Raw genomic sequence first — 24,724 nt, forward strand, 5'->3', positions numbered from 1 at the left:
TCCACCGCCCTGCCCGCCGAAGAGGTCCGGGCCCCCGGCCCGTGTGCCCAGCTCCTGACATTCGCACATGTGGACGACATGTACGCGCAGCCCGCCCCGATGCGGGACGGGCCCACTCCGTACGGCACAATTCGCAGAAATCACAGGCGAGTTGGTTGTACCGGGGCGGGAAAGGGCGGCGTTCTCCGTGGCGTTGGACGAGGCGAGGGCGAGAAGTGCGCACGGCGGTGGCTGTACGTGCGGCGACTGCCCGCACGGAGCACACGAGGGACACCGGCGCGCGGTCGCGGCCTTCCTCACGAAGAGGGACGAACTCGCCGCGGGTCAGGGCCTGCCCGCCGGAGTCGCCCGATCCGTGTCGGCCTCCCGGCAGTGGGTGTCCGACGAGCTGACCGAGTCCGCCCGCGCCGTCGCCGCCCGCGGCCGCGAGGCCGGTGACGCATGGCTCCACACGCTCTGGAGGCGCACGCTCGCCGTGGTCTGGGGCGGGGTCGTCCTGCTGGCCCTCGCGGAGTCCTTCACCGCCATCGGCGCCGGCTGGTCCACCGCCCGCACCGCGGGGCTGATCGCCGCCCTCGTCACCGCCGGCCTCCTGACCGTGGCCGCCCGCGTCCACCGAGCCCGCGGCGGCCTCCTCGCCCCGCTCATCGGCGAGGACAACCGGCTCTCCACCTCACGCACGGTCGCCGCCTCCTGGGTGCTGCTCGCCGTCTTCGCCGTACTCGTCCTCGCCCTCCAGCTCGCCGGTGCGTCCCAGCACGCGGACCGGGACGCGCTCATCGAGGGCCTGGACCTGGTCCGCTCGGCCGGTGTGCTGACCGTGCTCGCGCTGGTGTGCGCCGTCGCCGTCGTCGTACGCCGGGTGGTGACCGTCAGGGTGCTCGCGCAACGGCTCCAGAAGCTGCGCGCCGACCGTCCCCGGGCCGCCGACCTGCTGACGGACGACTCCGGCCGCGGCAGCTTCACGGATGTGCAGTACGTGCTGGTCAGCGCCGTCGCCGTGCTGTTCGCCGCGGTCCGGCTGGCCCGGCGCCCCGAGCAGTTGCCCGATCTGCCGTGGGGCCTCGCGGTCCTGGTGGCCGTCTCGGCGGCGACGTACTTCGCCGGGAAGTACGCGGAGGGCGGCCGTCCGGTCATCCTGTCGGTGGTCCGGGCCAGGGAGGCCGGGGACCTGGACGCCCCGATCCGCACCGGCGACGACATCGAGATCCGGGGCGCCGGATTCGTGCCGCCCGGGGCCGGCAGCCCCGACCGGCTGGCGCGGGTGGTGGTCAGGATCGGGCGCGTACACGTCCACGTCCCCCTGATCCCGGTCACCGGCGGCTTCGCCAACCCCTCGGACACCGCGCTCACCGTTCCCGTGCCCGTGGAGGTCGAACCCGGTGTCGTCGAGGTGCAGGTGGTCACGGCCGCCGGGGTGGAGACCAGCCCCTGCCCGATCGACGTCACGGACTGAACCGCACACCAGGTGAGCGTCGCCCGACCGGCGTACGTATCGTCTGTCGGAGGTCAACGGAAGGCGGGCAGCAGTGATGTACGGGTACAGGGGCGGTTCCTACGGACTGGACGAGCCGCGAAGTCTCCGGGACCGGGCACGGGAGCACGCGCTCATCCCCCTGCGGATCTTCCTCGGCGTCACGTTCGTCTACGCGGGGCTCGACAAGCTGACCGACAGCGCGTTCCTGTCGGCGAGCGGCGCAGGATCCATCGGCGAGATGATGAACGCCGTGCGCGACGGCGCGGCGGTCCCGGGCCTCGTCGACCTGGCCCTGAAGAGCCCCGAGGGATTCGGCTACGCCATCGCGATCGGCGAGCTCCTCGTCGGCCTCGGCACCCTCGTCGGACTGTGGGCACGGCTCGCGGCGTTCGGCGGAGCGCTCATCTCGCTGAGCCTGTGGCTGACCGTGAGCTGGCAGACCGAGCCGTACTACTACGGCAACGACCTGGTCTACCTCATGGCCTGGCTGCCCCTGCTGCTCGCGGGCGCCCCCGAGTTCTCCGCCGACGCCTTCCGCGCCGCGCGCCGCCGCCGCAGCCGGTAGCTCACCCAGGTCACCGTGGCCGCCAGCCACAGGCCGCCGAGGAACACCGGGGCGAAGAACGTCCACGGGGCGTCCCAGAACCCCGCCGCGTCCGCCGCGTAACCGCCCGCCAGGGTCAGCATGACGAGGCCCGCCACCGCGCGGCCCGGCTTGGTCTCATGACGCGGCACGGGTGACCTCCAGTTGTCCGACGCCCATTCCCATGCCCAGCTCGACGGTACCGGCGGGCTCGCTGCCCTTCGGGGGCACGAGGGTGCGCCGTGTACGCAGGTCGGGGGCGATGTCCACGTCCCCGCGAGGATCCGAGGGGAACCTGATGTCCCCGAAGCCCACCTCGGCGTCCACCTTCACCGTCACCCCCGCCGGTACGACGACCAGCGCGCGGCCCGCCGCGACCTCCACACGGGTACGCAGGGTCTCGCCCCTCGGGACGGTGATCCGGGAGAGGTCGAGCTTCGCGACGCCGGTACCCAGCTTGTACCGCGGCTCGACCGTGGCCGACGAGGCTGGACGCCACTGCTCACGCGCCCAGTCGGTACCGATGTCCTCGGGGACGGCGGAGGCCCCGGCCAGCAGCACCGCCGTGGTCATGGCCAGCAGGATCGTGCCGAATCCGGTCCTGCCGATGACCGACGCGATCAGCAGACCGAGGCCGAACACCCCGAGCGCGGCGGCCAGACCGATCTGCAGGCTCGGCCCGAGCGGGTGGCTCTGCCAGCTCAGCCCCGTGCCCAGACCACCCGCGGTCAGCGCCAGCAGGAAGACGAAGCCGCCGATCGGACGCGGGCCCCGGGTGCCCGGCGTGCGGCGGGGGACGCGGTAGGGGGCGTCCGGTGCGGCCCGGCTCCGGCCGAGGTCCGCCACCTCGGCCACCGCGCTCGCCGGGCCCCACAGATAGCCGCTGGCGGACGGGCCCGTCGTGCCGTCCTTGACGATCGGGTCCCGCCACCACGACGGCCCGGTGGGTGTGGGCGGAGCCTTCACCTCGGGCGGCGCCCCGTGGCCGGGGGGGTGCGCAGTGCTCCTGGGGGTGTGAGCCGTGGCGCCGGGTGTGCTCTGCGGGGGGACCGTCCTGCGGTGCTGGGTCCAGACGGCGAAGCCGATCGTGGTCAGCGTCAGCATCGCGGCGAAGGCGAGCATCCCGCCGTTGTGCAGCATCGACAGCAGCAGCCCGCAGCCCACCAGGGCCAGCAGGAGAGCGATCAGCGAGGCGCCCTCCACCCGGCCCGAGAGCAGCCTGCGCGCCTCGTTCTCCTCCTCGCCCTCCAGCGGGAGCAGAAGCCACGCGAAGCCGTAGACGATCAGGCCGATTCCACCCGTCACCGCCAGGACGCCCAGCACGATCCGGAAGATCACCGGGTCCACGTCGCAGTACCTGCCGAGCCCGCCGCACACCCCGGCCACCACCTTCTGGCGCCGGGTGCGCTCGAGCCGCGGTACCGGCTCGGCGGGGGTGACGCCGGGAGAGGCGTCCTGAGGAACGGTCATGGCTCCATGGTGACGGTCCGTACGCCCTCGTGGGACCCGCGACGACCCTGGCCGATCCCTGATATTGCGCCCTCAGGCCCCTGAGGCCCGCCCGAGCCCGCGAGCGGGCCGCCGCGCCGGGAGCTTCCGAGCCCGCGGGCATCAGGGTCGAGTCCGGGGCCGACCCTGATGCAGCGGCCCACCCGGACATGTGACGATCGTTCCATGCCAGCAGCCACGACCCGGGCCCCGGGCCCGCACGCCCCGGAGCAGGAGGAGCCGGCGCCGCGCAAGCTCTACCGCAGCGCCGACGGGCGGATGCTCGGCGGCGTCGCGCGCGGGCTCGCCGGACACCTCGGCCTGCCCGTCGCCTGGGTCCGGTTCGTCTTCCTCGGCCTGTTCTTCGCGGACGGCCTCGGCGCCCTGCTGTACGCCGTGTTCTGGATCGTCGTGCCGCTCGGAGTCGGCGGGGTCGAGACCACGCGCTCCGTCTTCGACACCGGACCCGACGGCCGACGCAGGCTCCGCAAGCCGGACAAGGGCCAGGTCTTCGCCCTGATCGGCCTGCTCGTCGGCGCCGTGATCTTCGTCGGCAACGTCGACATGGGCAGCGAGGCGGACCGCTACGTCTGGCCGGCCCTGCTGATCGGCGCGGGCTCCGTCCTGGTGTGGCGCCAGGCGGACAACGCGCGCCGCGCCCGCTGGATCGAGGTCGGCCGGCGCCGCCGTGTGCTGCACCTGGCCCGCGGGCTCGCCGGCGTGGCCCTCGTCGGCCTCGGCCTGGCGGCCTTCCTGGTGGTGCGCGGCTCGGCGGCCCAGCTCGGCACCGCCCTGACCGCCGCCGTCGCCGTGCTCACCGGCATCGCGCTGCTCGCCGGCCCCTATCTCGTGCGCATGATGCAGGACCTCTCCGAGGAACGCCTCATGCGCATCAGGGCCCAGGAGCGTGCCGAGGTCGCCGCACACGTCCACGACTCCGTCCTGCACACGCTCACACTGATCCAGCGCAACGCGGACGACGGCGCCGAGGTCCGGAGGCTGGCCCGCGCCCAGGAACGCGAGCTGCGGAACTGGCTGTACGACCCGACCGGCACCGGCAAGGACGAGGGCGACGAGCCGTCGAACCTCGCCGACGCGGTCAAGCGCGCCGCCGCCGAGGTCGAGGACAAGCACGGCGTCCCGCTGGAGGTCGTGGTCGTCGGCGACTGCCCGCTCGACGAGAAGCTGGCGGCACAGATGCAGGCCGCACGCGAGGCGATGGTCAACGCCGCCAAGTACGGTGGCGAGGGCGGCGCCGTCCAGGTCTACGCGGAGGTCGAGGGCCGCACGGTCTTCGTCTCCGTACGGGACAGGGGGCCGGGGTTCGACCTGGACGCCGTGCCGGACGACAGGATGGGCGTACGGGAGTCGATCATCGGCAGGATGCAGCGCAACGGCGGTACCGCGCGGCTGCGTTCGGTGCCCGGCGGGGGCACGGAAGTCGAGCTGGAGATGGAGAGGGCGAGCGAATGACCGAGAACACCGAAGCGACCGGGGGCCCGGAGCGCCGGGTACGGGTCGTGCTCGTCGACGACCACCGGATGTTCCGCACCGGGGTCCAGGCCGAGATCGGCCGCACCGAGGAGACCGGGGTCGAGGTCGTCGGTGAGGCCGCCGACGTCGACCAGGCGGTCACGGTGATCACCGCGACCCGGCCCGAGGTCGTCCTCCTCGACGTCCACCTCCCCGGAGGCGGCGGCGTGGAGGTGCTGCGGCGCTGCGCCCCGATGACGGGCGCGGTGGAGAACCCGGTGCGCTTCCTGGCGCTGTCCGTGTCCGACGCGGCCGAGGACGTCATCGGCGTCATCCGCGGCGGCGCCCGTGGCTACGTCACCAAGACCATCACCGGCACCGACCTGGTCGACTCCGTCTTCCGGGTCCAGGAGGGCGACGCCGTGTTCTCGCCGCGGCTGGCGGGCTTCGTCCTCGACGCCTTCGCCTCGACCGACGCGCCGCCGGTCGACGAGGACCTGGACCGGCTGACCCAGCGCGAGCGGGAGGTGCTCCGGCTGATCGCCCGTGGATACGCGTACAAGGAGATCGCCAAGCAGCTGTTCATCTCGGTGAAGACGGTCGAGTCGCACGTCTCGGCGGTGCTGCGCAAGCTCCAGCTGTCCAACCGGCACGAGCTGACCCGGTGGGCGACGGCGCGCCGACTGGTCTGAGCCCCTACCCCGGGGTCGGGGCTCGGGCGGCGCGATCTCACGAGGGGCGGGCGGCCGTGGCGATCTCACGCGGGGTCGAGCGAGATGTTGAGCTTCTCGCCGACCCTCCGGTAGCCGATGCGCGCGTAGATCCGCTCGACCTCCGGACCGCCCGGCTCCAGCCAGACGGCGTCGAAGCCCCGGTCGAAGGCGGTGCGGGTCAGCCAGGCCGACAGCGCCGCGCCGACGCCCCGGCGGCGGAAGCCCTCGGCGACGGCCAGACCCGCCAGTTCGCCGATGCCGTCGACGGGCGCCGAGCAGCCGCCCGCACCGGCGGGTGTGCCGCCCACGGTGGCCACCCCCGAGACCCCGCCGCCCTCCGTCGCCGCCCTGAGCCAGGCGATCTCGCCGTCGTCCGGACCGCCCTCGCCGCCGAAGCCCGTGTGCTGCACGGCCGCGGCCGACGTGAACTCCGCGTCGGTGACGGGCTCGGCGACGCGCAGCCCGTCCACCGGCTTCGGTACGAGCAGGCCGTCGGGGGCGCAGGACATGACCGGCGCGCGGTTCTCCACCGTGAAACCGGCCGCCAGCAGCGCCGGTTCGACGGCGGGCGCCCAGGCGGGCAGGAACTCCAGCCTGGGCAGCCGCCCGCGCTCGCGGAACGCCGCGACCAGCTCGGCCACATCCCTCTCGGTGGGTTCCGCGTCCCGGTCGGGGATGGCGTAGTTGGCGAACTTCAATTCCCAGCCCGGATTGTGACGCACCGTGAACGGGCCCACCCGGTAGTGGTCCGGGGAGCGCAGGGTGTTCGTACGCGCGTACTGCTGAATGGCGGTGTCCATGGGACCGGGACCCTATGCCACCCGGGTCGCCCCGGCGAAAGGCATTTCCGAGATCGGCGCGATACGTACGGGGGCGCCGGGGCGGGGGGCGTGGATCATCTGGCCGCCGCCGATGTAGAGCCCGACATGGGTCACCCCTGAGTAGAAGAACACCAGGTCACCCGGGGCCAGTTCGGAGCGGGAGACACGTCGGCCCGCGTTGATCTGGGTGTACGTCGTACGGGGCAGGGAGACACCCGCCGCGCGCCAGGCGGCCTGGGTGAGGCCGGAACAGTCGAAGGAGGCCGGGCCGGTGGCGCCCCAGACGTACGGCTTGCCGAGTGCTCCGTACGCGAAGCCGACGGCCTGCGCTGCGCGGGCGTTGGGCGCTGCCACGGAGCCGCGCGGGGTGCCGCGGTCCGCGCGGACGGTGCCGCCGTGTGCGGCGTCGGCGGAGCGCTCGTAGTCGGCGCGCTGCTCGGCGGTGAGGGTGGCCAGCAGCTTGCGGGCGTCGGCCAGTCTGGTGCGGACCGCGTCCTTGTGCTTCTTCAGCTCGGCCCGGCGCGAGGCGAGGACCGCCACTTCGTCCTCGGCCCGTGCCCGCAGCTGCGCGATGTCGCTGATCTGCCTGCGCACACCGTTGATCGCGCCGGCCTGGCGGTCGCCCGCCCGGTCCTCGTAGGAGGCGCGCTCCAGGTACTCGTCGGGGTCGGAGGAGAGGACCAGCCGGACGGCGGGGTCGATGCCGGCGCTGCGGTACTGGGCGGTGGCGAACGCACCGAGGGCGTCGCGCGCGGCGTTGAGGCGCTCGGTCCTGCGGGCGGCCTCGTCGCGCAGGGCGTCGAGGGACCTCTCGGACGCCGTGGCCTTCTCCTTCGCGCCGTTGTACCGCTCGGTGGAGACCTCGGCGTCGTGGTAGAGCCGGTCGACCTTGCTCCGGACCTGGGCCGGGGTGACCTGGGGATCGGCCTGGGCCGCACCCTCCAGAGCGGTCGCGGACGCCGCGCCCGCGAGGGCGAGGGTGGCTGCGGTCCGAGCGGCGGGCCCGGTGAACAGGCGCTGTCTGGGCTTGCGGTGAGCGGCTTCTCGATGGGCGGCCACGGGGGTGGTGCGTCCTTCCGTTCGACTGCCCGTCGGGGGGACCGGCGGGCCCGCCCGGGTCCGCCGGCGGGCCACCACAGGGGGGAGTGGCCCGCCGCCGGATCTCCTGGCGGGGCGACCGGGATGCCGCTCGGTACGGGGAGCGGCGGTTCAGAATCGGTCACCTGGGATGGACGCTAAGCCCGGGGCGCGAGGAAGAGGCGTAATGACAGCTATTGCCCTCGGATGCGGTTTCGTTTCCACCGAATGACCGGGAAATTCAGTCGGAGTCCGGCAATCCGCGCAGGCCTCGCGTCAACTCATCGGTAAGTAGTACCTGGTGGAGAGTGGTGATATGGCCGGGCCCTAGGCTGCGGCCATGGACGTACTCATCAATGTCTTCGTGGCCCTGCACATCATCGGGATCGCCTCCCTGCTGGGCGGGTTCCTGACCCAGACGAAGGCCATGGGCGCGGGCACGGCCCGGTTCGTTCCGGCCATGCTGCACGGCGCGCTCACCATGCTCGTCACGGGCATCGCCCTCGTCGGGCTCAACCAGGCCGACGACCAGAGCGTGAACAACGTCAAGATCGGGATCAAGCTGCTGATCCTCGTCGTGATCCTCGCGCTCGTCTATGTGAAGCGCGACGACGAGAAGGCCGGCAAGGGGGCCTTCGCCGCGGTCGGCGGGCTCACCGTCGCCAACATCTTCATCGCCGTGCTCTGGACCTGAGCGGTCGGGCCGGGCTCCCGGCCCCCGAGGCGGCCCGAGCGGCCTGTTCGTGCGGGTGGAGGGGCCCGGGGAGCGATCCCGGCCCCCTCCACGGCTCCCGGCGGTGAGCCGTCAGTCGTGTGTCGCACCGGGTGCGGTCACCGGGTGCGTCGCCCCCGACGTGTCACGCCGGGCGCACACTGCCGTAGATCGGCATGTAGTAGATCGACTCCTCGCGGACGTTCGCACCCGGCTTGGGCGCGTGGATCATCATGCCGCCGCCCTTGTAGATGCCGACGTGGCTGATGTCGTCGTAGAAGAAGACCAGGTCACCGGGTTGCAGATTCGAGGTCGATACCCGTGTGCCCACCTTGACCTGGTCCCACGTCGTACGCGGCAGATCGACACCGGCCGCCTTCCAGGCCGCCCGGGTGAGCCCGGAGCAGTCGTACGAGGACGGCCCCGTCGCACCCCAGACGTACGGCTTCCCGATCTGGGCGCGGGCGAAGGCCAGCACCTTGTCGGCCTTCGACGCGTAGCCGCTGTCGGAGCCGGTTCCCGTGCCGGAGCCCGCGTCCTTCTGGGCGGTCTCCTTCGAGGCGCGCCCGGACCGCGCCTTGTCCGCGGCGGCCTGCTGCCTGGCCAGTTCGTCGGCCTTGCGCTTGGCCTCCGCCTCCTTCCTGCGCTCCAGCCCGGCGAGCCGCGCCTTCTCCTCGGCGGTCAGCTTCGACAGCAGCGAGCGCGCCTCGGTGAGCTTCGTCTGCACCTGCTGCTTGCTGCCGCGCAGGGTGGCCTGCGACTTGGTCAGCGTCTCGAGGCTCTTCGTCGCCTCGACGCGCTTCGCCGCCGCCTCCTTCTGCTGCGTACGGAAGTCGGTGACCGTCTTCTGCTGCTGGCTGGTCATCCTTGCCATCAGCTGGTCCTGGTCGAAGTACGACTGCGGGTCGTCCGCCAGGAAGAACGTCGCCGTCGGGGCGATCGAGCCGCTGCGGTACTGGGCCGCGGCGTACCCCCCCAGTTCGCGGCGCGTCTCGTTGAGCTTGTCGGCCCGCCGGGCCGCCGCCTCCAGCAGTGCGTCCACTTTCGAGCGCTGCTCGGCCGACGACGCCTTCGCCTGGTTGTACTGCTGGGTCGCGGTACCGGCCTGCCGGTACAGGGCGTCGACCTTCTTCTGCACTTCCTCGATGCTGGGCTTGGGCTCGGCCGGGGCAGCCGTCGCGCTCTGGGTGGAGAGCAGGGTGACGGAGGCGAGCGCCGCCGTCGTGAGACCGACCACAGGTGTGGTCGTGCGCAGCCGCGTGCGCCGCTTGCGATGCGATGCCAAGACCGGCATCTCCTTCCGTGGACCGCCTACCGGGTTAGCTGTCGGGTTCGGGCGGAACGGAAGGCTGCCCTACGGTCCGGCGGAGACGGACCGATTCACCCCGGTGTTGCGTGTGGGTCCCCGGTTCCGCGCTCCCTCGTGGGAGTACGGATTCGGCGGAGGGTGCCCGCGCGGCGTGGTTCGCCTCGATCGGTTACGGGACACCCGTCGCAGCACGCTAACCAACTTGTGGTGCCTGTGTGAAGGTTGATGGTCGATATGCCCGATACGTTTTCGTGACCTTTCTCCGACGCGGTTCCGGGCCGTCGCGCGGCGGTCCGGATACTCACGCACCGTCGGCGGTTCGTCCCGTTGCGTGCGCGGAGCGGGTCCTTGTCACCGATGCGGCCCGGGCTGTCGGTGCGTCCGCCTAGACTTGTGAGGCGATGAGCAGCCTCTTTGACGACAGTTTCCTGACCGGCCTCCAGCAAGCAGAGGCAGGCCCCCCGCCGCCCCCCGAGGAGCACGCGCCCGAAGCGGTGCCGGAGGGCCTCTTCGGGGAGGTCTTCGACGCCCCGCCGCAGCCCCGCGACGCTTACTACCGCGACGGCGCGCCGCGCCCCGTCGTCGACTCCGCCGCGCTGCTCGACGGGCTGAACACCGAGCAGCGCGCCGCCGTCGTGCACGCCGGGTCCCCGCTGCTCATCGTCGCGGGTGCCGGGTCGGGCAAGACCAGGGTGCTCACCCACCGCATCGCTCATCTGCTGGCCGAGCGCGGGGTGCACCCGGGGCAGATCCTCGCGATCACCTTCACCAACAAGGCCGCGGGCGAGATGAAGGAGCGCGTCGAGGACCTCGTCGGCCCGCGCGCCAACGCCATGTGGGTCATGACGTTCCACAGCGCCTGCGTGCGGATCCTGCGCCGCGAGTCGAAGCTCCTCGGTTTCACCTCGTCGTTCTCGATCTACGACGCCGCCGACTCCAAGCGACTGATGGCACTGGTCTGCCGCGATCTCGACCTCGACCCGAAGCGCTTTCCGCCGAAGTCGTTCACGGCGAAGGTCTCGAACCTGAAGAACGAGCTGATCGACGAGGAGACCTTCGCCGGTCAGGCCGCCGAGGGTCTCGAGAAGACCCTGGCGCAGGCGTACGCGCTCTACCAGGCGCGGCTGCGCGAAGCCAACGCACTGGACTTCGACGACATCATCATGACCACGGTCCACCTGCTCCAGGCGTTCCCCGACGTCGCCGAGCACTACCGCCGCCGCTTCCGGCACGTGATGGTCGACGAGTACCAGGACACCAACCACGCGCAGTACACCCTGGTGCGCGAGCTGGTCGGACCCGCGGGCGAGGCAGACGCCCCCGGCGAGCTGTGTGTCGTCGGTGACGCGGACCAGTCGATCTACGCCTTCCGGGGCGCGACCATCCGCAACATCCTCCAGTTCGAGGAGGACTACCCGGACGCGAAGACGATCATGCTGGAGCAGAACTACCGCTCCACCCAGACGATCCTCTCCGCGGCCAACGCCGTGATCGAGCGCAACGAGAGCCGCCGCCCCAAGAACCTCTGGACGAACGCCGGCACCGGAACCCGGATCACGGGCTACGTCGCCGACACCGAGCACGACGAGGCGCAGTTCGTCGCCACCGAGATCGACCGCCTCACGGACGCCGGGGAGGCGAAGGCGGGCGACGTCGCCGTCTTCTACCGTACGAACGCCCAGTCCCGTGTCTTCGAAGAGATCTTCATCCGGGTCGGGCTCCCCTACAAGGTCGTCGGCGGAGTGCGCTTCTACGAGCGCAAGGAGGTCAGGGACGTCCTGGCCTACCTCCGGGTCCTCTCCAACCCCGAGGACACGGTCCCGCTCCGCCGCATCCTCAACGTGCCCAAGCGGGGTATCGGCGACCGGGCCGAGGCGATGATCGACGCGCTGTCGATGCGCGAGAAGATCTCCTTCCCGCAGGCCCTGCGCCGCGTCGACGAGGCGTACGGCATGGCGGCCCGGTCGACCAACGCCGTGAGGCGGTTCAACACGCTGATGGAGGAACTCCGCACGATCGTGGAGTCCGGCGCCGGTCCGGCGGTCGTGCTGGAGGCCGTCATGGAGCGGACCGGCTATCTCGCCGAGCTCCAGGCCTCCACCGATCCGCAGGACGAGACCCGTATCGAGAACCTCCAGGAACTCGCCGCCGTCGCGCTCGAGTTCGAGCAGGAGCGTGCGGAGGACGAGGGTTCCGGGACACTGGCCGAGTTCCTGGAGAAGGTCGCGCTCGTCGCAGACGCCGACCAGATCCCCGACGAGGACGAGGACGGCTCCGGTGTCGTCACGCTGATGACGCTGCACACCGCCAAGGGGCTCGAATTCCCGGTGGTGTTCCTGACCGGCATGGAGGACGGCGTCTTCCCCCACATGCGGGCGCTGGGACAGGTCAAGGAGCTGGAGGAGGAGCGCAGGCTGGCGTACGTGGGCATCACGCGTGCCCGTGAGCGCCTTTACCTCACCAGGGCGGCGATGCGCAGTGCGTGGGGTCAGCCCGCGTACAACCCGCCGTCACGCTTCCTGGAGGAGATCCCGGACCAGCACCTGGAGTGGAAGCGCAAGGGGCCGATGGCGGCTCCGGCGGGCCCGACTTCGGGGATCACGTCGTCGCTGTCCTCGTCGCGCTCGAAGTCCGGGCCGGCGGGGTTCGCGACCCGGCGCACCTCCGAGAAGCCCGTCGTCACGCTGGTGGTGGGGGACCGGGTCACGCACGACCAGTTCGGCCTGGGGACGGTCACGGCGGTCGACGGGTTCGGCGACCAGGCGAAGGCGACGGTCGACTTCGGCGACGAGCGGCCCAAGAAGCTTCTGCTGCGCTACGCACCGGTCGAGAAACTCTGACCCGGACCCGCCGGAACGGGGGGCGTGCTTGCGGGCGGCCCTCCGGCTGGGAGGGCCGGGGCTGCGTTCCGCTGTCGCGTGCGGGGGGCGGCGCAGGGTCGCGTGCCGTTTTCGCGTGCGGGGGCGTGGCGTGCGCGCGAAGTTGTCGTGTACGTGGAGACGGCGTGGGGCCGCGCGCCGGGCCCCCGCCGTCCTGCACCGCGGTCCTGCACCGCCGTCCTCCAGGTGCCGGACGGTCTCAGTTCGGGTTGAGGCCGTGGCTGACGAGCCACGGCATCGGGTCGATCGCCGAGCCGCCGCCGGGCCGTACCTCGAAGTGCAGGTGCGGGCCGGTCGAGTTGCCCGAGCTGCCCGAGTAGGCGATGACATCGCCCGCCTTGACCGGACCCGACCGGATCTTGGTGGTGCTGAGGTGGCAGTACCAGGTCTCGGTGCCGTCGGCCGCGGTCACGATGGCCATGTTCCCGTAGGCGCTGTTCCACTGGGTCCGCACGGTGCCGTCCGTCGCCGCCATCACGGGCGTGCCGTAGGTGACCGGGAAGTCGATACCGGTGTGCACGGACATCCAGTTCACACCGGCCTGGCCGTAGCTGGCGCTGAGGCCGTGCTGTGAGACGGGCAGGGCGAACTTGGGGCGCGCGGCCTCGCGGCGCGCGGCGTCCTCCTCGCGCTTCTTCTTGTCAGCGGCCTGACGCTCCTTCAGGTCGATGCGCTCCTGGGTGCGGCTGGCACGGTCGGCGAAGTTCTCCGCGTCGGCGCTGAGGTTGGCCAGCTGGGTGTCCAGCTTGTTGTTGGCGACGGCCGGCTTGACCGTGTCGGCGGCCGCCATCGACGTGGTGTCCTCCTTGGTCTCCTCGGCACCGCCCACACCGCCGACGGAGGCCGCGGCGATACCGGCGACGCTCATGACGCAGGCGGAGGGCACGGCGACGGTGAGGAGCGCGGAGCGCTTCGCCGGGGTACGGCGGCGGCCCCGGCCGCCGCCGTTGCGCGGGGCGGAGCGGCTCACGGGGCGTACGGGGACGGACGCCGGTTCGGCTGTCAGGTCGGCGACGTCCTGAGTCTGCTCCGCGTGCCCCGTCCCCGCCTCGTGGGCCTCGTCGCGGTCGGCGGGGTGCGCGTGCTCGGCCTCGTACGCCTCGGTCTGCGAGGACCGCGTGTCGTACCCGTCGGTCCGGCCTGCCTCGGGGGCGTACAGATCGGTCTGCCCGGTGTCGGCGGTGCCGGAATCGACGTGCGCGCCGGGGGAGTCGTAGAAGCCGGTGCTCTGCGAGCCGGGGGATTCGTGCGAGCCGGGGGTGTCCTGGGGGCCGAACTCGGCCGTGCCGTACGACTCGTAGGAAGCCGGCTGGTGTTCGTACGAGGGATACGACGTCTGTTCGGGTGCGTACGCGGCGTTCTCGGGCGTGGCGCCGGTGTTCCAGGCGGTGGCGTCGTAGGTGCCGGTGTCGGGGGCCGCGTAGCTTTCGTACCCCGCGGTCTCGAAGGCGGGGGCGGCGTAGGTGCCTGTCGTGTAGACGGTGCTGTCGAACGTCGTGGTGGCGAAGGCGCCGGTGTCGCCCGTGGCCCACTGGTCGGCGCCGCCGGTGTGGTCCCAACCGCTCGTGTCCCACTGGCCCGTCGCGTCGGGCGCGCCGTACTGGGCGGGGATCCCGGAACCGGGCTGCCAGGCCGCGGTGTCGGCGGTGTCGTAGCTCTGCGGGGCCTGTGGGTGGGCCTGGGCGGCATAGGCGTCGTACTGGGCCTGTTGGTGCGCTCCGGTGTCCCAGGACCCGACGTCGTTGCCGCCGTAGGAACCGTCGTACGTGGTGTAACCGCCGCCGTACGTCTCATGGCTGCTGTCCTGCTGACCCGGCAGGTTTCCGAAGAGCGGGTCGACTTCGTAGCTGCCGGTGGGACTGTCGTATCCGACGTACCCGGCGTGGGGGTGCTGGTCGTTCACCAACTTCTCTCTCGCCTCGGCAGCAGGACCTCTTCCGGGGTCTGTGGGGGGATCCCGGGGTGAGCAGTGGCCGCGACTGTACCCGGCGGTACGAGGGGACGACAATCTTCGGCGGCCTCCAGCCGCTCAGGAATCGGGCAATCGGCTGCCTTTCGGTGGACGGCGGAACCATGTTTGGCTCTATGTTCGAAATTCGTTCTAATCGAGGGGCGGTTCGCGGTCCTTTCCGTCGGAGATGTCGGGTGATCTGCCGCCAGGAATCAGGCCACGGAGGCGGCCCCCGGGGTGCGGATGGCCGAACTGCCCGACTCGGGCGTGCCTTCGGGTGCGCACCCGAGCGGGGCCCCCAGTGCCTCGCGTATGGCGGTGGCGACCGCCGGATGCACCGGAAGGGCCAGATGACCGATGCCCGTGACGCGCACGTTCACCGCGTCCAGGTCGGGGTGGTCCACGCAGGCCGTTTCCACCGGGAGCATCACCCTGTCCAGTTCGCTCCAGAAGCTGACGAACCGTGTGCTGCAACCAGCGGCGGGGAGGCGGAGTTCCTCGATCAGGTCGGAGCCGCGGCGCATCTGCCGGACGATGGGGTGCGCCCCGGCCAGTGGGGCGACGGCGGTGCCGCCGTGCGGTGTGCCGAGGGTGACGAGCGTGCGCACCCTGCGGTCGCCGCCGAGCCGCTGCACGTAGTACCGCGCGATCAGGCCGCCGAGGCTGTGGCCCACGACATCGACCCGATCGTGCCCGGTGCGGGCGCAGATCTCCTCGACATGGCGGTCCAGCAGCTCGGCCGCCGCGCGGATGTCGCAGGTCAGCGGCGAGTAGTTGAGTGATTCCAGGCGACGCCAGCCGTTTCGCGCCAGTGAGCGGCGGAGCAGCACGAACACGGAACGGTTGTCGATGAAACCGTGCAGCAGGACGACCGGCGGGCGCTCGCCGATCGCCGTGGGCGGGGCGGACGTGTCGGCCGAACGGGTGATCCTGCCGGATCCGGATGCGGGCGTGGGTGCGGATGTGGGCGGGGGCGTGGTTGCGGGCGCGGGACCCGGTTCCGCGCCGCCGGCCGGTCCGGAGTCCGGCTTCGGTGGTGTACGGGGCCGGGTTCCGGATGTCCGGTCGGACGGCGCGATGGGGGTTCTGCGTTCGGGAGTGAGGCCCGTGGGATAGATGAGCACGTGCCCGGCCAGGATCGCCAGCTCCAGGGCGGTGGCTCTGACCAGCGCCGAGGACAGCCAGGTGGGACGCGGGCACGGCCCGCGCAGCAACGGGGGTAGGAAGGACAGGACCTTCATGGCCGACCTCCTGCACCGGCATGCGGGGGAGGCGGCTCCCTGCCCCGTACGCCCTCACGGGGAGTCGCTGCGGAGGCGGCCCGCGGCCTGAGCGGCCGGGGCCGTACCACCGTGCCGTGCGGCTGACGGCACGGTGGTACGACGACCTCGTTGCGGCTCCCCTGGCGCCGTTCACCGCACGGCCCCTGGGCCGCTCGGTGCGGAGAACGACGCTTGGCGAACATGTCCCGTGTGTGATTTCCCCCTCCCGGTCCACCGCGAAACGACGCTGTGCGGGATGCTGTGGATAACGTTCGTTCACATCCCCGGCCCTTCAGGTACGGGAGACGCGTGTGGAGGCATTGATGGGTGTGACCGGTCCGATCCGTGTGGTGGTTGCCAAACCGGGCCTCGACGGCCATGACCGAGGTGCAAAGGTGATCGCGCGGGCCCTGCGTGACGCGGGCATGGAGGTCATCTACACGGGGCTCCACCAGACCCCCGAGCAGATCGTGGACACGGCGATCCAGGAGGACGCCGACGCCATCGGCCTCTCGATCCTCTCGGGCGCGCACAACACGCTCTTCGCGAAGGTGATCGAGCTGCTGAAGGAGCGCGACGCGGAGGACATCAAGGTGTTCGGCGGCGGCATCATCCCCGAGGCGGACATCGCGCCGTTGAAGGAGCAGGGCGTCGCGGAGATCTTCACCCCTGGTGCGACGACGACCTCGATCGTCGACTGGGTCAACGCTCACGTCCGCCAGCCCGCCGAGGCCTGAACCGGAGCGTCCGCCGGCGGGCTGCCCGGGAACACCGCCCGTACGCCGGCGGGACACGGCCCGGCATGCCGCCCGGAGGCCCCGGCGAGGTCCGCATGCCGCCCGGCGGTGTCCCGGTGTGGCCCCGGCGAGGCCCCCTTGTGCCCGCCCCCGGCGAGGCCCCGAAGCAGGTGCTCGGGAAGGGCCCGCCCGGGATCGGTGCCCGGGCGGCTCGGGCTCCGCGCCGCGGGGGCCTGATGGCGCTGCCGGGCGCCCCTGCCGGGCCGTCCCTCTGCCGGGCCGCCCGGGTCGGGGCGAGCGCTCAGTCCGCGCTGTCCGGCGTCAGTTCCGCTTCCATCGTGGCGCGCAGGCGCAGCGTGGACACCAGGCGCTGGAACGCTTCCGACCAGTAGCCGCCCGCGCCCGGTGACGCCCCTTCCGGTTCGTCCGGTGTGGTGGTGAGCACCGCGAGCCGGTCCGCCTCGGCGGGGTCCAGGCAGCGCTCCGCGAGGCCCATCACCCCGCTGAAGCTCCACGGGTAACTCCCGGCGTCCCGCGCGATGTCGAGGGCGTCGACCACCGACCGGCCGAGCGGGCCCTCCCACGGCACGGGGCAGACGCCGAGCAGTTGGAACGCCTCGGACAGACCGTGCGCCGCTATGAAGTCCGCCACCCAGAGGGCCCGTTCGGTCGGGGGCAGCGTGGCGAGGAGCTGCGAGCGCTGCGCCAGGGACGCGGTCCCCGGGCCGTTCGCCGGAGGTGTCGACGGGGTGCCGAGCAGAGCCCGCGCCCATTCAGGGTCCCGCTGCCGCACTGCCGCCCGGCACCAGGCGGCGTGCAGTTCAGCGCCCCAGCCGTCGGCGACCGGGAGCGCCACGAGCTCCCGCGCCCCCCGGCCCCCGAACCTCACGCGCCAGACGCCGAGCGGAGTCGCCTCCACCAACTGCCCCAGCCACCAGGACCGCTCGCCCCGACCCGAGGGAGGCACCGGCACGAGGCCGTCGCGCTCCATCCCCGCGTCGCACTCGTGCGGCGCCTCCACGGCTACGGACAGGACGTCCCCCGCGCGGTCGGGATTCACGCACGACGTCGCGCGGGCCGCCATCCGCCCGGCGAGTGCCGATTCCGGCAGCGCGGAGAGCAGTTCGGCCGCAGTGGTGCGGACCATCCGACTGCGGTCCGTCAGGGCCTCCTCCAGGAAGGGCTCGTCGGCACCGGAAAGGCCCGCCCGCAGGGAGTCGAGGAACATCAGCCGGTCCTCCGCCCGTTCCGTGGACCATGTTCCGGCGAGCAGGGCCCGGGCCGCGCCTGGATCACGCTCCCGTACGGCACCGAGCAGCGCCACCCGTTCCGCGAAGAGCCCTTCCGCCCAAAGTCGGCGCACCGACTCCGGGTCCGCAGCGTCCGGCCGGTGCGCCCCACGTGACGTGGCGCGCAGCGCGAACCTCCACTCGGGGTTCAGCCCTGCCAGCCAGAGCCCGCGCGGCCCGGCGAACGCCAGCACGTGCGGACGCAGATCCGTGCGTGCTCTGGCCGCGTCCAGCAGCGCCGGCAGCAGCTCGGCCGGCGCCCGGTAACCGCGCGCACCCGCCGAGGCCAGCCACTGGGGGATGAGCTCGGTGAGATCGGGAGCCGTGCCCCGGCGTCCGCCGCCCGACGAACCCGAGCGGTCCGCGAGCAGTTGTGCGAGCCGGAGCCGGGCGGCCGCCGGGATCGGCGGCCGGGGATCGGCGGGTGCGGGAGCGGGCGGCACGGCCTTCGGTGCCGGGCGCAGAGCGGCACGGCGCCGGACGGTGTGCAGAGCCGCCGCATCCAGGAGCGCGACCGGACCGGCCGGCTTCCCGTCGTCCGCCCGTAGGGGGCGGCGGTTTGTGCCGAGCAGCGCCGCGGTGACGAGATCCTCCCAGGGGCCGCTCATCGGCGCTGCCGGGCTCGTCGGCGCACCGGCTGTCGTGCTGGTGATGGGCATCGGGTTCCCTCCGGTCGTCCGGGAATCGGGGATCGCGGGTCGTGGGCATGCATTGCCGCCGCAGGGTCCGGCGTCGACGTGGACCGTCGGCCGGTGCGTCAGGCGAGCGTCACGATCCCCCTCGCGCCGATGCCGTCGGACAACTCGGGGAACCACGCCGCGAGCGGCTCGAAGCCCCGGTGCCCGCACTCGCCGAACACGGTCAGGGGTTCACCGCCGGAGAACGCCACGAGCCGCCACAGCCCCGGCCGTGCCCACGCTGAGGGCGCGACCGGCAGGGCGGAGCCGTCCACCGAGCTGATCAACCGCCAGCCGTCCCCGGACGGCGCGGGTATGACCTCGCGCAGCACGACCGGCCAGGCGTCCAGCCAGGGGTCGTCCCTCAGCGCCCGGCCGTAGGCGGCGACCGCGTCGGCCGTCGTACCGCCGACTGGAGGTGAGGCCGCCGGCGCGGGATCGCCGAACCGCTGTCCCAGTTCGGCCCTCAGCCGCCCGCCCCCGGGGTAAGGAGTGACCTCGGCGTCGATCACGGAACCCGCCGGCAGGCTCAGCGCCGGAGCGCGTCCGGCAGCCCCGAAGGACAGCAGCAGCGCGGTCTGCCCCGACTCACCTCCGTACAGCCAGATGCGGCGGGTGACGATCCGGCCGTCCGGTGCGTCGTGCTGCGCGAGGACCAGCCAGCGGTCGCGGACGGCGGGGCCCTCGGCCGAAGCCGTCAGCCCCACTCTCGTACGCACGGTGGCGGCCAGCGGGGCGGGCAGCCCGTCCAGTCCGATCCAGGCGGTGTCCAGCAGGTGCAGCAGCGCGCACTCCTCCAGCAGCCGCGCCGGCCAGCCCGGCCCCGATGCCGGGACCGATCCCAACTCCCGAACACGGCCGGCGAGTCCGGGCGCCTGGGCGTCGACCATGCGGGCCGCCGTCTCCTCCCAGAGCGTGTGGTCGGATCTCTCCGCTGACGCGAGTCCACCGCGCAGCAGATCGGCGAGGCGCTGTTCCAGCTCCCGCGCCCCGCCCGTGATGCGCTCGGCCCTGCGGTCGGCGCGCCGCTCCGCCGCGCGTGACCGCCCGGCGGCCGAGGCGTCCGAAGCCCCGCCGTCCGAAGCCCGGCCTCCCGAAGCCCCGCCGAGGCGGTCCGCCACGGTCCGGCCGGTCGCCGGGTCGGCGGTCCGCGCGGGTTCCTCCCCCTGTGAAAGCAGCATGGGACCGACGGTAGAGCGCCCCACTGACAATGCCGTCGGACCTGCGGTCATGCCTGCCGCGGAGTGAGCCTGCGGAGTCTTTGGGAGACGTCCGGGCGAAGGGGAGCAGTTCCGAGCGAGCGGCGGCCGGGACCGATTGTCAGTGCCGTGGTGCACGGTGGAAACCGCATCGGTTCGACCGATTCGGAGGGGGATCCATGACCGTGTCCGCACAGACCGGCGCAGCCGGCGGCCAAGTTCTGAGACCGCATGCCGAGCATGCCTTCGCCCACGAGCTGAAGGCGCTCGCGGCAGCCGACGACCGTCCTCGGCCCACCCGTTGGAAGCTGTCGCCCTGGGCCGTCTCCACGTACCTGCTGGGTGGGACGCTCCCGGACGGCACGCTCGTCACGCCGAAGTACGTGGGCCCGCGCCGACTCGTCGAGGTCGCCGTGACCACACTCGCCACGGACCGCGCCCTTCTGCTCCTCGGCGTGCCGGGCACCGCCAAGACCTGGGTCTCCGAGCATCTCGCCGCGGCCGTCAGCGGGGACTCCACACTGCTCGTCCAGGGCACCGCCGGCACCCCCGAGGAAGCCGTCCGCTACGGCTGGAACTACGCGCAGTTGCTGGCGAGCGGGCCCAGCCGGGAGGCCCTGGTGCCGAGCCCCGTCATGCGGGCCATGGCCGAGGGGATGACCGCCAGGGTCGAGGAGCTCACCCGTATCCCGGCCGATGTCCAGGACGCGCTCATCACGGTCCTCTCGGAGAAGACGCTCCCCGTCCCCGAGCTCGGCCAGGAGGTCCAGGCGGTCCGGGGGTTCAACCTCATCGCCACCGCGAACGACCGCGACCGGGGGGTCAACGAGCTCTCCAGCGCCCTGCGCCGCCGGTTCAACACCGTGGTGCTGCCTCTGCCCGCGACCGCCGAGGCCGAGGTGGACATCGTGTCCCGGCGCGTCGCCCAGATCGGACTCTCGCTCGACCTGCCCGCCGCCCCGGACGGAATGGCCGAGATCCGCCGCGTCGTCACCGTTTTCCGGGAACTGCGCGACGGCGTCACCACCGACGGCCGCACCAGACTCAAGTCCCCCTCCGGGACGCTGTCCACGGCCGAGGCCATCTCCGTCGTCACCGGAGGCCTCGCGCTGGCGGCCCACTTCGGCGACGGCGTCCTGCGTCCGGACGACGTGGCGGCCGGAATCCTCGGCGCCGTCGTCCGCGACCCCACCGCGGACCGCGTGATCTGGCAGGAGTACGTCGAGACCGTGGTCCGGGAGCGCGAGGGCTGGAAGGACTTCTACCGCGCCTGCCGAGAGGCCTCCGTATGACGCCCCGCGCACCGGGGGCCGCCGCCCCGTCCGGGGGACCGCTGCTGCTGGGGGTGCGCCACCACGGTCCGGGGTCCGCCCGCGCGGTGCTGGCCGCCCTGGAAGCGGCGCGCCCGCGCGCGGTGCTCGTCGAAGGGCCGCCGGAGGGCGACGCGTTGCTGCCGCTCGCCGCCGACGGCCGTATGCGGCCACCCGTCGCGCTGCTCGCCCATGCCGTGGACGACCCCGGGCGGGCCGCGTTCTGGCCGATGGCCGAGTTCTCGCCCGAGTGGGTGGCGATCCGCTGGGCGCTGGCGCACGCGGTGCCGGTGCGCTTCGTGGACCTGCCCGCCGCCAACTCCCTTGCGATGAGGGAGCGTCCTGAGGACGGCCAGGACGACGGCGACCTGGGCATCGACCCCATCGGCATCCTGGCCGGGACCGCGGGGTACGACGACCCCGAGCGATGGTGGGAGGACGTCGTCGAGCACCGCTCTCAGGCCGGGGCGCGGACCGACGCGTGTGCGCCGTTCGCCGCACTCGCCGAAGCGATGACGGCGCTGCGCGAGGCGTACGGGGACGGGGGACACCCCCAGGACGCCGTCCGGGAGGCCTGCATGCGCCTGCGACTGCGCTCCGCCCGCAAGGAGTTCGGAGACGACATCGCCGTGGTCTGCGGCGCCTGGCACGTCCCCGCGCTCGCCGCGAGGACGACGGTCGCCGCCGACCGTTCCCTCCTCAGAGGCATCCCCAGGATCAGGACCGAGCTGACCTGGGTGCCGTGGACCCATCGCAGGCTCGCCCGGCGCAGTGGATACGGCGCGGGCATCGAGTCACCCGGCTGGTACGGGCACCTCTTCGGCTCGCCCGACCGCCCCGTCGAACGCTGGATGACCAGGGTCGCCGGACTCCTGCGCGGGGAGGACATGCCAGTCTCCTCGGCCCATGTCATCGAGGCCGTCCGGCTGGCCGGGACACTGGCGGCCCTCCGGGGGCGCCCGGCCGTCGGGCTCGCGGAGGCCACCGACGCTGTCAGGGCCGTCATGTGCGGGGGCTCCGACGTGCCGCTCGCCCTCGTGCACGACCGCCTGGTCGTCGGCGAGATCCTGGGTGAGGTCCCGGACGGCGCCCCCGCCGTTCCCCTCCAGCGCGACCTGACCCGGCAGCAACGCTCCCTGCGGCTCGGGCCGGAGGCGGAGCCGCGCGAACTGGAGCTCGATCTGCGCAAGGACAACGACGCGGCCCGCAGCAGGCTGCTGCACCGGCTGCGGCTCCTCGATGTGTCGTGGGGCACACCCGCCGCCGGTCGGGGCAGCACGGGCACGTTCCGGGAGAGCTGGCGGCTGCGCTGGGAGCCCGAACTCCTCGTGCGGGTCGCGGAAGCCGGTGTGTGGGGCACCACCGTGCTGGGCGCCGCGACCGCCAGGGCCGAGTCGGATGCGGTCTCGGCGTCCTCACTCGCCGAGGTCACCACGCTCGCCGAGCAGTGCCTCCTGGCCGGGCTGCCCGAGGCGTTGCCCGTCGTGATGCGGGCACTCGCCGACCGGGCGGCCCTGGACGCGGACGTCGGCCACCTCGCGGACGCCCTGCCCGCCCTGGCCCGCTCCATGAGGTACGGGGACGTGCGGTCCACGGGCACCACGGCACTCGGCGAGGTCGCGGTCGGTCTCGCCCGCCGTGTCTGCGTGGGTCTGCCGCCCGCCTGCACCGGCCTGGACGCGGAGAGTGCCGACCTGGCGCGCCGACGGCTGGACGGTGTCCACGGCGCGATCGGACTGCTCGGCGACGCCGTGGGGGCGGACGGGCTGACGGAGCGCTGGACGGGGACCCTGCGCAGACTCGCCTCCAGGGACACGGTCGCCCCTCCGGTCCGGGGACGCGCCACGCGAGTGCTCCTCGACGAAGGGCGCGCGACCGAGGAGGAGGCGGCACGGCTGATGGCCCTGGCTCTGTCCCCGGGCGCCCCACCCGCCGAGGCGGCGGCCTGGATCGAGGGCTTCGTCGGGGGAGCCTCGGGCGGCGGCATGCTGCTCGTCCACGACACACGGCTCCTCGGCCTGGTCGACGCCTGGCTGACGGGCATACCGGCCGAGACGTTCACCGGCGTACTCCCCTTGCTGCGCCGTACGTTCGCGTCGTACGAGCCAGGTGTCCGGCGGACGCTGGGCGAACTCGTCCGTCGCGGACCGGGCCCCGGGAGGGCGGCCGGCGGGGGCGGAACGCCGGCACCGGGCTTCGGCGAGGGACTCGACGAGGAGCGGGCGGACGCCGTGACCCCGGTGGTCCGGCTGCTGCTCGGCCTCCCCGCCCCCGAGGAACGGGCGGTGGCGGGATGACCGCGCACCCGACGGCGGGCACCGGGGCCGGTGGGACGCGGCCCACGACGGAGCAGAGGGAGGCGGAGGAGGAGAGGACGATGACCGGGGCATCAGGGGACGACGAGCGGCTGCGGCGCTGGCGCATGGTGCTCGGCGCGGACGGTGCCGAGGGCACGGGGCACACGCCCACCGGCCGTGACGCGGCGATGGACGGCGCGCTGAGCACGTTGTACGGCGGCGGGAGGAGACAGAGCGGCCGTGGCGGATCCGAGCGGTCCGCCGGGCTCGGGGCGTCCGCCCCTTCGGTCGCCCGCTGGCTCGGCGACATCCGTACGTACTTCCCGGTCCCCGTCGTCCAGGTCATGCAGCGTGACGCGATCGACCGTCTCGGGCTGGCCGCACTGCTGCTGGAGCCGGAGATGCTGGAGGCCGTCGAGCCGGACGTGCACCTCGTCGGCGCGCTGCTCGCCCTCGACAAGGCCATGCCGGAGACGACGCGGGAGACCGCGCGAGCCGTCGTGCGCAAGGTCACCGAGGACCTCGAGCGCCGCCTGGCCACCCGGACGAGGGCCGTGCTCACCGGCGCGCTGGACCGTTCGGCCAGGGCCCGCAGGCCACGCCACCGGGACATCGACTGGGACCGCACGATCCGGGCCAACCTCAGGAACTACGTCCCGCTCCCCGGACAGCACGGCGCCGGCACGGTGGTTCCCGAGCGACTCGTCGGATACGGGCGTACGGACCGATCGGTGAAGAAGGACGTCATCCTCTGTGTCGACCAGTCGGGTTCCATGGCGTCCTCCGTCGTCCACGCCTCCGTCTTCGGCGCGGTCCTCGCCTCCATGCGGACCCTGTCGACGCGGCTCGTCGTCTTCGACACGTCCGTCGTCGACCTCACCGACCAGCTCGACGACCCGGTCGACGTGCTGTTCGGCACCCGGCTGGGCGGCGGTACGGACATAAACCGGGCCCTCGCCTACTGCCAGTCGAGGATCACCCGCCCTGCGGAGACGGTCGTCGTCCTCATAAGCGATCTCCACGAGGGGGGCATCCGCGACGAGATGGTCAGGCGGGCCGCAGCGATGAAGGCGTCGGGGGTGCAGTTCGTGACCCTGCTCGCGCTGTCGGACGAGGGCGCCCCCTCCTACGACCGGGAGCACGCCGCCGCACTGGCGGCGCTCGGCGCACCGGCCTTCGCCTGCACGCCCGACCTCTTCCCCGAGGTCATGGCCGCTGCGCTCGAGAGGCGGCCCCTGCCGATACCCGACCACGGAGGATGAGGCCGCCGGGGCGGATCGTCGGCGTACCGGCGCGTCCGTCCGGCGGCGCGACCGGTCCGTGCTCCAGGGCGCGGGTCGCTCCGGCCCGCCCCGAGGACGTGGCGTTTTGTCCCTCGTACGGCGGTCACCAGCGCGATCTGTGACTGTTATCACCGCTCAGGTGTGATCTGCAATTTAGGGTCCGACCGGGCGCGGGGATAACCTGCCG

The 24,724-nt window shown here is 72.7% G+C and carries 19 protein-coding genes and 1 riboswitch; of the genes, 10 read left to right on the forward strand and 9 right to left on the reverse strand.

What is annotated here, in order from left to right; genetic code table 11:
- Positions 1–187 precede the first annotated feature (187 nt).
- Together AB0I83_RS10170 and AB0I83_RS10175 are read left to right on the forward strand one after the other, a co-directional pair.
- Positions 188–1,456, forward strand: coding sequence for a hypothetical protein (locus AB0I83_RS10170; RefSeq protein ID WP_363304261.1), 1,269 nt, complete (start codon positions 188–190; stop codon positions 1,454–1,456).
- A gap of 76 nt (positions 1,457–1,532) precedes the next feature.
- The gene (locus AB0I83_RS10175; protein WP_356532860.1) at positions 1,533–2,042 is read left to right on the forward strand and encodes a DoxX family protein; all 510 of its coding nucleotides are present in this window, start codon (positions 1,533–1,535) and stop codon (positions 2,040–2,042) included.
- Here AB0I83_RS10175 and AB0I83_RS10180 read toward each other — a convergent pair.
- Both AB0I83_RS10180 and AB0I83_RS10185 read right to left on the reverse strand, forming a co-directional pair.
- On the reverse strand, positions 1,949–2,212 hold the full coding sequence (locus AB0I83_RS10180; protein WP_363304262.1) for a hypothetical protein: 264 nt from the start codon (positions 2,210–2,212) through the stop codon (positions 1,949–1,951). The genes AB0I83_RS10175 and AB0I83_RS10180 overlap by 94 nt on opposite strands.
- Positions 2,199–3,530, reverse strand: coding sequence for a PspC domain-containing protein (locus AB0I83_RS10185; protein ID WP_363304263.1), 1,332 nt, complete (start codon positions 3,528–3,530; stop codon positions 2,199–2,201). Before AB0I83_RS10185 ends, AB0I83_RS10180 begins: the two co-directional genes overlap by 14 nt.
- Positions 3,531–3,734: 204 nt before the next feature.
- Between AB0I83_RS10185 and AB0I83_RS10190 the strand changes: the two genes are divergently transcribed.
- The gene (locus AB0I83_RS10190; RefSeq protein WP_356532855.1) at positions 3,735–5,021 is read left to right on the forward strand and encodes a PspC domain-containing protein; all 1,287 of its coding nucleotides are present in this window, start codon (positions 3,735–3,737) and stop codon (positions 5,019–5,021) included.
- Positions 5,018–5,713, forward strand: coding sequence for a response regulator transcription factor (locus AB0I83_RS10195; RefSeq protein ID WP_363304265.1), 696 nt, complete (start codon positions 5,018–5,020; stop codon positions 5,711–5,713). Before AB0I83_RS10190 ends, AB0I83_RS10195 begins: the two co-directional genes overlap by 4 nt.
- Before the next feature lie 65 nt (positions 5,714–5,778).
- On the opposite strand, the gene AB0I83_RS10200 is transcribed toward AB0I83_RS10195, so the two are convergent.
- Together AB0I83_RS10200 and AB0I83_RS10205 are read right to left on the reverse strand one after the other, a co-directional pair.
- A complete protein-coding gene (locus AB0I83_RS10200; protein WP_363304266.1) occupies positions 5,779–6,534 on the reverse strand; it encodes a GNAT family N-acetyltransferase in 756 nt (251 codons plus the stop codon).
- Between the two features lie 12 nt (positions 6,535–6,546).
- Positions 6,547–7,614 (reverse strand): NlpC/P60 family protein, encoded by a 1,068-nt coding sequence (locus AB0I83_RS10205; RefSeq protein ID WP_363304267.1) that lies wholly within the window; start codon positions 7,612–7,614, stop codon positions 6,547–6,549.
- Between the two features lie 358 nt (positions 7,615–7,972).
- Here AB0I83_RS10205 and AB0I83_RS10210 point away from each other — a divergent pair, with 358 nt between their 5' ends.
- Positions 7,973–8,326, forward strand: coding sequence for a hypothetical protein (locus tag AB0I83_RS10210; RefSeq protein WP_363304268.1), 354 nt, complete (start codon positions 7,973–7,975; stop codon positions 8,324–8,326).
- Between the two features lie 163 nt (positions 8,327–8,489).
- On the opposite strand, the gene AB0I83_RS10215 is transcribed toward AB0I83_RS10210, so the two are convergent.
- Positions 8,490–9,638 carry an NlpC/P60 family protein gene (locus tag AB0I83_RS10215; RefSeq protein WP_356532847.1) on the reverse strand — a complete coding sequence of 383 codons (1,149 nt, stop codon included), beginning with the start codon at positions 9,636–9,638 and terminating at the stop codon, positions 8,490–8,492.
- A riboswitch (cyclic di-AMP (ydaO/yuaA leader) is annotated at positions 9,637–9,797 on the reverse strand. Its footprint overlaps the gene before it by 2 nt.
- A 257-nt stretch (positions 9,798–10,054) precedes the next feature.
- Between AB0I83_RS10215 and pcrA the strand changes: the two genes are divergently transcribed.
- Positions 10,055–12,493, forward strand: coding sequence for a DNA helicase PcrA (gene pcrA / locus AB0I83_RS10220; RefSeq protein ID WP_356840107.1), 2,439 nt, complete (start codon positions 10,055–10,057; stop codon positions 12,491–12,493).
- A gap of 238 nt (positions 12,494–12,731) precedes the next feature.
- Here pcrA and AB0I83_RS10225 read toward each other — a convergent pair whose 3' ends face one another.
- Together AB0I83_RS10225 and AB0I83_RS10230 are read right to left on the reverse strand one after the other, a co-directional pair.
- A complete protein-coding gene (locus AB0I83_RS10225; protein ID WP_363304270.1) occupies positions 12,732–14,435 on the reverse strand; it encodes a peptidoglycan DD-metalloendopeptidase family protein in 1,704 nt (567 codons plus the stop codon).
- A gap of 260 nt (positions 14,436–14,695) precedes the next feature.
- Positions 14,696–15,724, reverse strand: a complete 1,029-nt coding sequence (locus tag AB0I83_RS10230) for an alpha/beta fold hydrolase (RefSeq protein ID WP_363304271.1) — start codon at positions 15,722–15,724, stop codon at positions 14,696–14,698.
- A gap of 344 nt (positions 15,725–16,068) precedes the next feature.
- On the opposite strand from AB0I83_RS10230, the gene AB0I83_RS10235 reads away from it, so the two are divergent.
- A complete protein-coding gene (locus AB0I83_RS10235) occupies positions 16,069–16,482 on the forward strand; it encodes a cobalamin B12-binding domain-containing protein (RefSeq protein ID WP_031096529.1) in 414 nt (137 codons plus the stop codon).
- A gap of 301 nt (positions 16,483–16,783) precedes the next feature.
- On the opposite strand, the gene AB0I83_RS10240 is transcribed toward AB0I83_RS10235, so the two are convergent.
- Entirely contained in the window at positions 16,784–18,430 is a 1,647-nt protein-coding gene (locus AB0I83_RS10240) for a DUF5691 domain-containing protein (RefSeq protein ID WP_363304272.1), read from the reverse strand.
- Positions 18,431–18,528: 98 nt separating this feature from the next.
- A complete protein-coding gene (locus tag AB0I83_RS10245) occupies positions 18,529–19,629 on the reverse strand; it encodes a hypothetical protein (RefSeq protein ID WP_363304273.1) in 1,101 nt (366 codons plus the stop codon).
- A 197-nt stretch (positions 19,630–19,826) separates the two neighbouring features.
- On the opposite strand from AB0I83_RS10245, the gene AB0I83_RS10250 reads away from it, so the two are divergent.
- The 3 genes from AB0I83_RS10250 to AB0I83_RS10260 all read left to right on the forward strand — a co-directional run bounded on the left by AB0I83_RS10250 (position 19,827) and on the right by AB0I83_RS10260 (position 24,516).
- A complete protein-coding gene (locus AB0I83_RS10250; RefSeq protein WP_356532835.1) occupies positions 19,827–20,939 on the forward strand; it encodes an AAA family ATPase in 1,113 nt (370 codons plus the stop codon).
- Positions 20,936–23,254, forward strand: coding sequence for a DUF5682 family protein (locus AB0I83_RS10255; RefSeq protein ID WP_363304274.1), 2,319 nt, complete (start codon positions 20,936–20,938; stop codon positions 23,252–23,254). The genes AB0I83_RS10250 and AB0I83_RS10255 overlap by 4 nt, the downstream gene beginning before the upstream one ends.
- A gap of 80 nt (positions 23,255–23,334) precedes the next feature.
- Positions 23,335–24,516 (forward strand): VWA domain-containing protein, encoded by a 1,182-nt coding sequence (locus tag AB0I83_RS10260; protein ID WP_363304275.1) that lies wholly within the window; start codon positions 23,335–23,337, stop codon positions 24,514–24,516.
- Positions 24,517–24,724 lie beyond the last annotated feature (208 nt).

The sequence above is a fragment of the Streptomyces sp. NPDC049970 genome, assembly GCF_040660235.1.
Lineage (GTDB): Bacteria > Actinomycetota > Actinomycetes > Streptomycetales > Streptomycetaceae > Streptomyces.

Coding starts and splice junctions, on each gene's coding strand:
- AB0I83_RS10175 (WP_356532860.1), top strand. CDS start 1,533: ATGTACGGGTACAGGGGCGGTTCCTACGGACTGGACGAGCCGCGAAGT.
- AB0I83_RS10185 (WP_363304263.1), bottom strand. CDS start 3,530: ATGACCGTTCCTCAGGACGCCTCTCCCGGCGTCACCCCCGCCGAGCCG.
- AB0I83_RS10190 (WP_356532855.1), top strand. CDS start 3,735: ATGCCAGCAGCCACGACCCGGGCCCCGGGCCCGCACGCCCCGGAGCAG.
- AB0I83_RS10195 (WP_363304265.1), top strand. CDS start 5,018: ATGACCGAGAACACCGAAGCGACCGGGGGCCCGGAGCGCCGGGTACGG.
- AB0I83_RS10200 (WP_363304266.1), bottom strand. CDS start 6,534: ATGGACACCGCCATTCAGCAGTACGCGCGTACGAACACCCTGCGCTCC.
- AB0I83_RS10210 (WP_363304268.1), top strand. CDS start 7,973: ATGGACGTACTCATCAATGTCTTCGTGGCCCTGCACATCATCGGGATC.
- AB0I83_RS10215 (WP_356532847.1), bottom strand. CDS start 9,638: ATGCCGGTCTTGGCATCGCATCGCAAGCGGCGCACGCGGCTGCGCACG.
- pcrA (WP_356840107.1), top strand. CDS start 10,055: ATGAGCAGCCTCTTTGACGACAGTTTCCTGACCGGCCTCCAGCAAGCA.
- AB0I83_RS10230 (WP_363304271.1), bottom strand. CDS start 15,724: ATGAAGGTCCTGTCCTTCCTACCCCCGTTGCTGCGCGGGCCGTGCCCG.
- AB0I83_RS10235 (WP_031096529.1), top strand. CDS start 16,069: ATGGGTGTGACCGGTCCGATCCGTGTGGTGGTTGCCAAACCGGGCCTC.
- AB0I83_RS10240 (WP_363304272.1), bottom strand. CDS start 18,430: ATGCCCATCACCAGCACGACAGCCGGTGCGCCGACGAGCCCGGCAGCG.
- AB0I83_RS10245 (WP_363304273.1), bottom strand. CDS start 19,629: ATGCTGCTTTCACAGGGGGAGGAACCCGCGCGGACCGCCGACCCGGCG.
- AB0I83_RS10250 (WP_356532835.1), top strand. CDS start 19,827: ATGACCGTGTCCGCACAGACCGGCGCAGCCGGCGGCCAAGTTCTGAGA.
- AB0I83_RS10255 (WP_363304274.1), top strand. CDS start 20,936: ATGACGCCCCGCGCACCGGGGGCCGCCGCCCCGTCCGGGGGACCGCTG.
- AB0I83_RS10260 (WP_363304275.1), top strand. CDS start 23,335: ATGACCGGGGCATCAGGGGACGACGAGCGGCTGCGGCGCTGGCGCATG.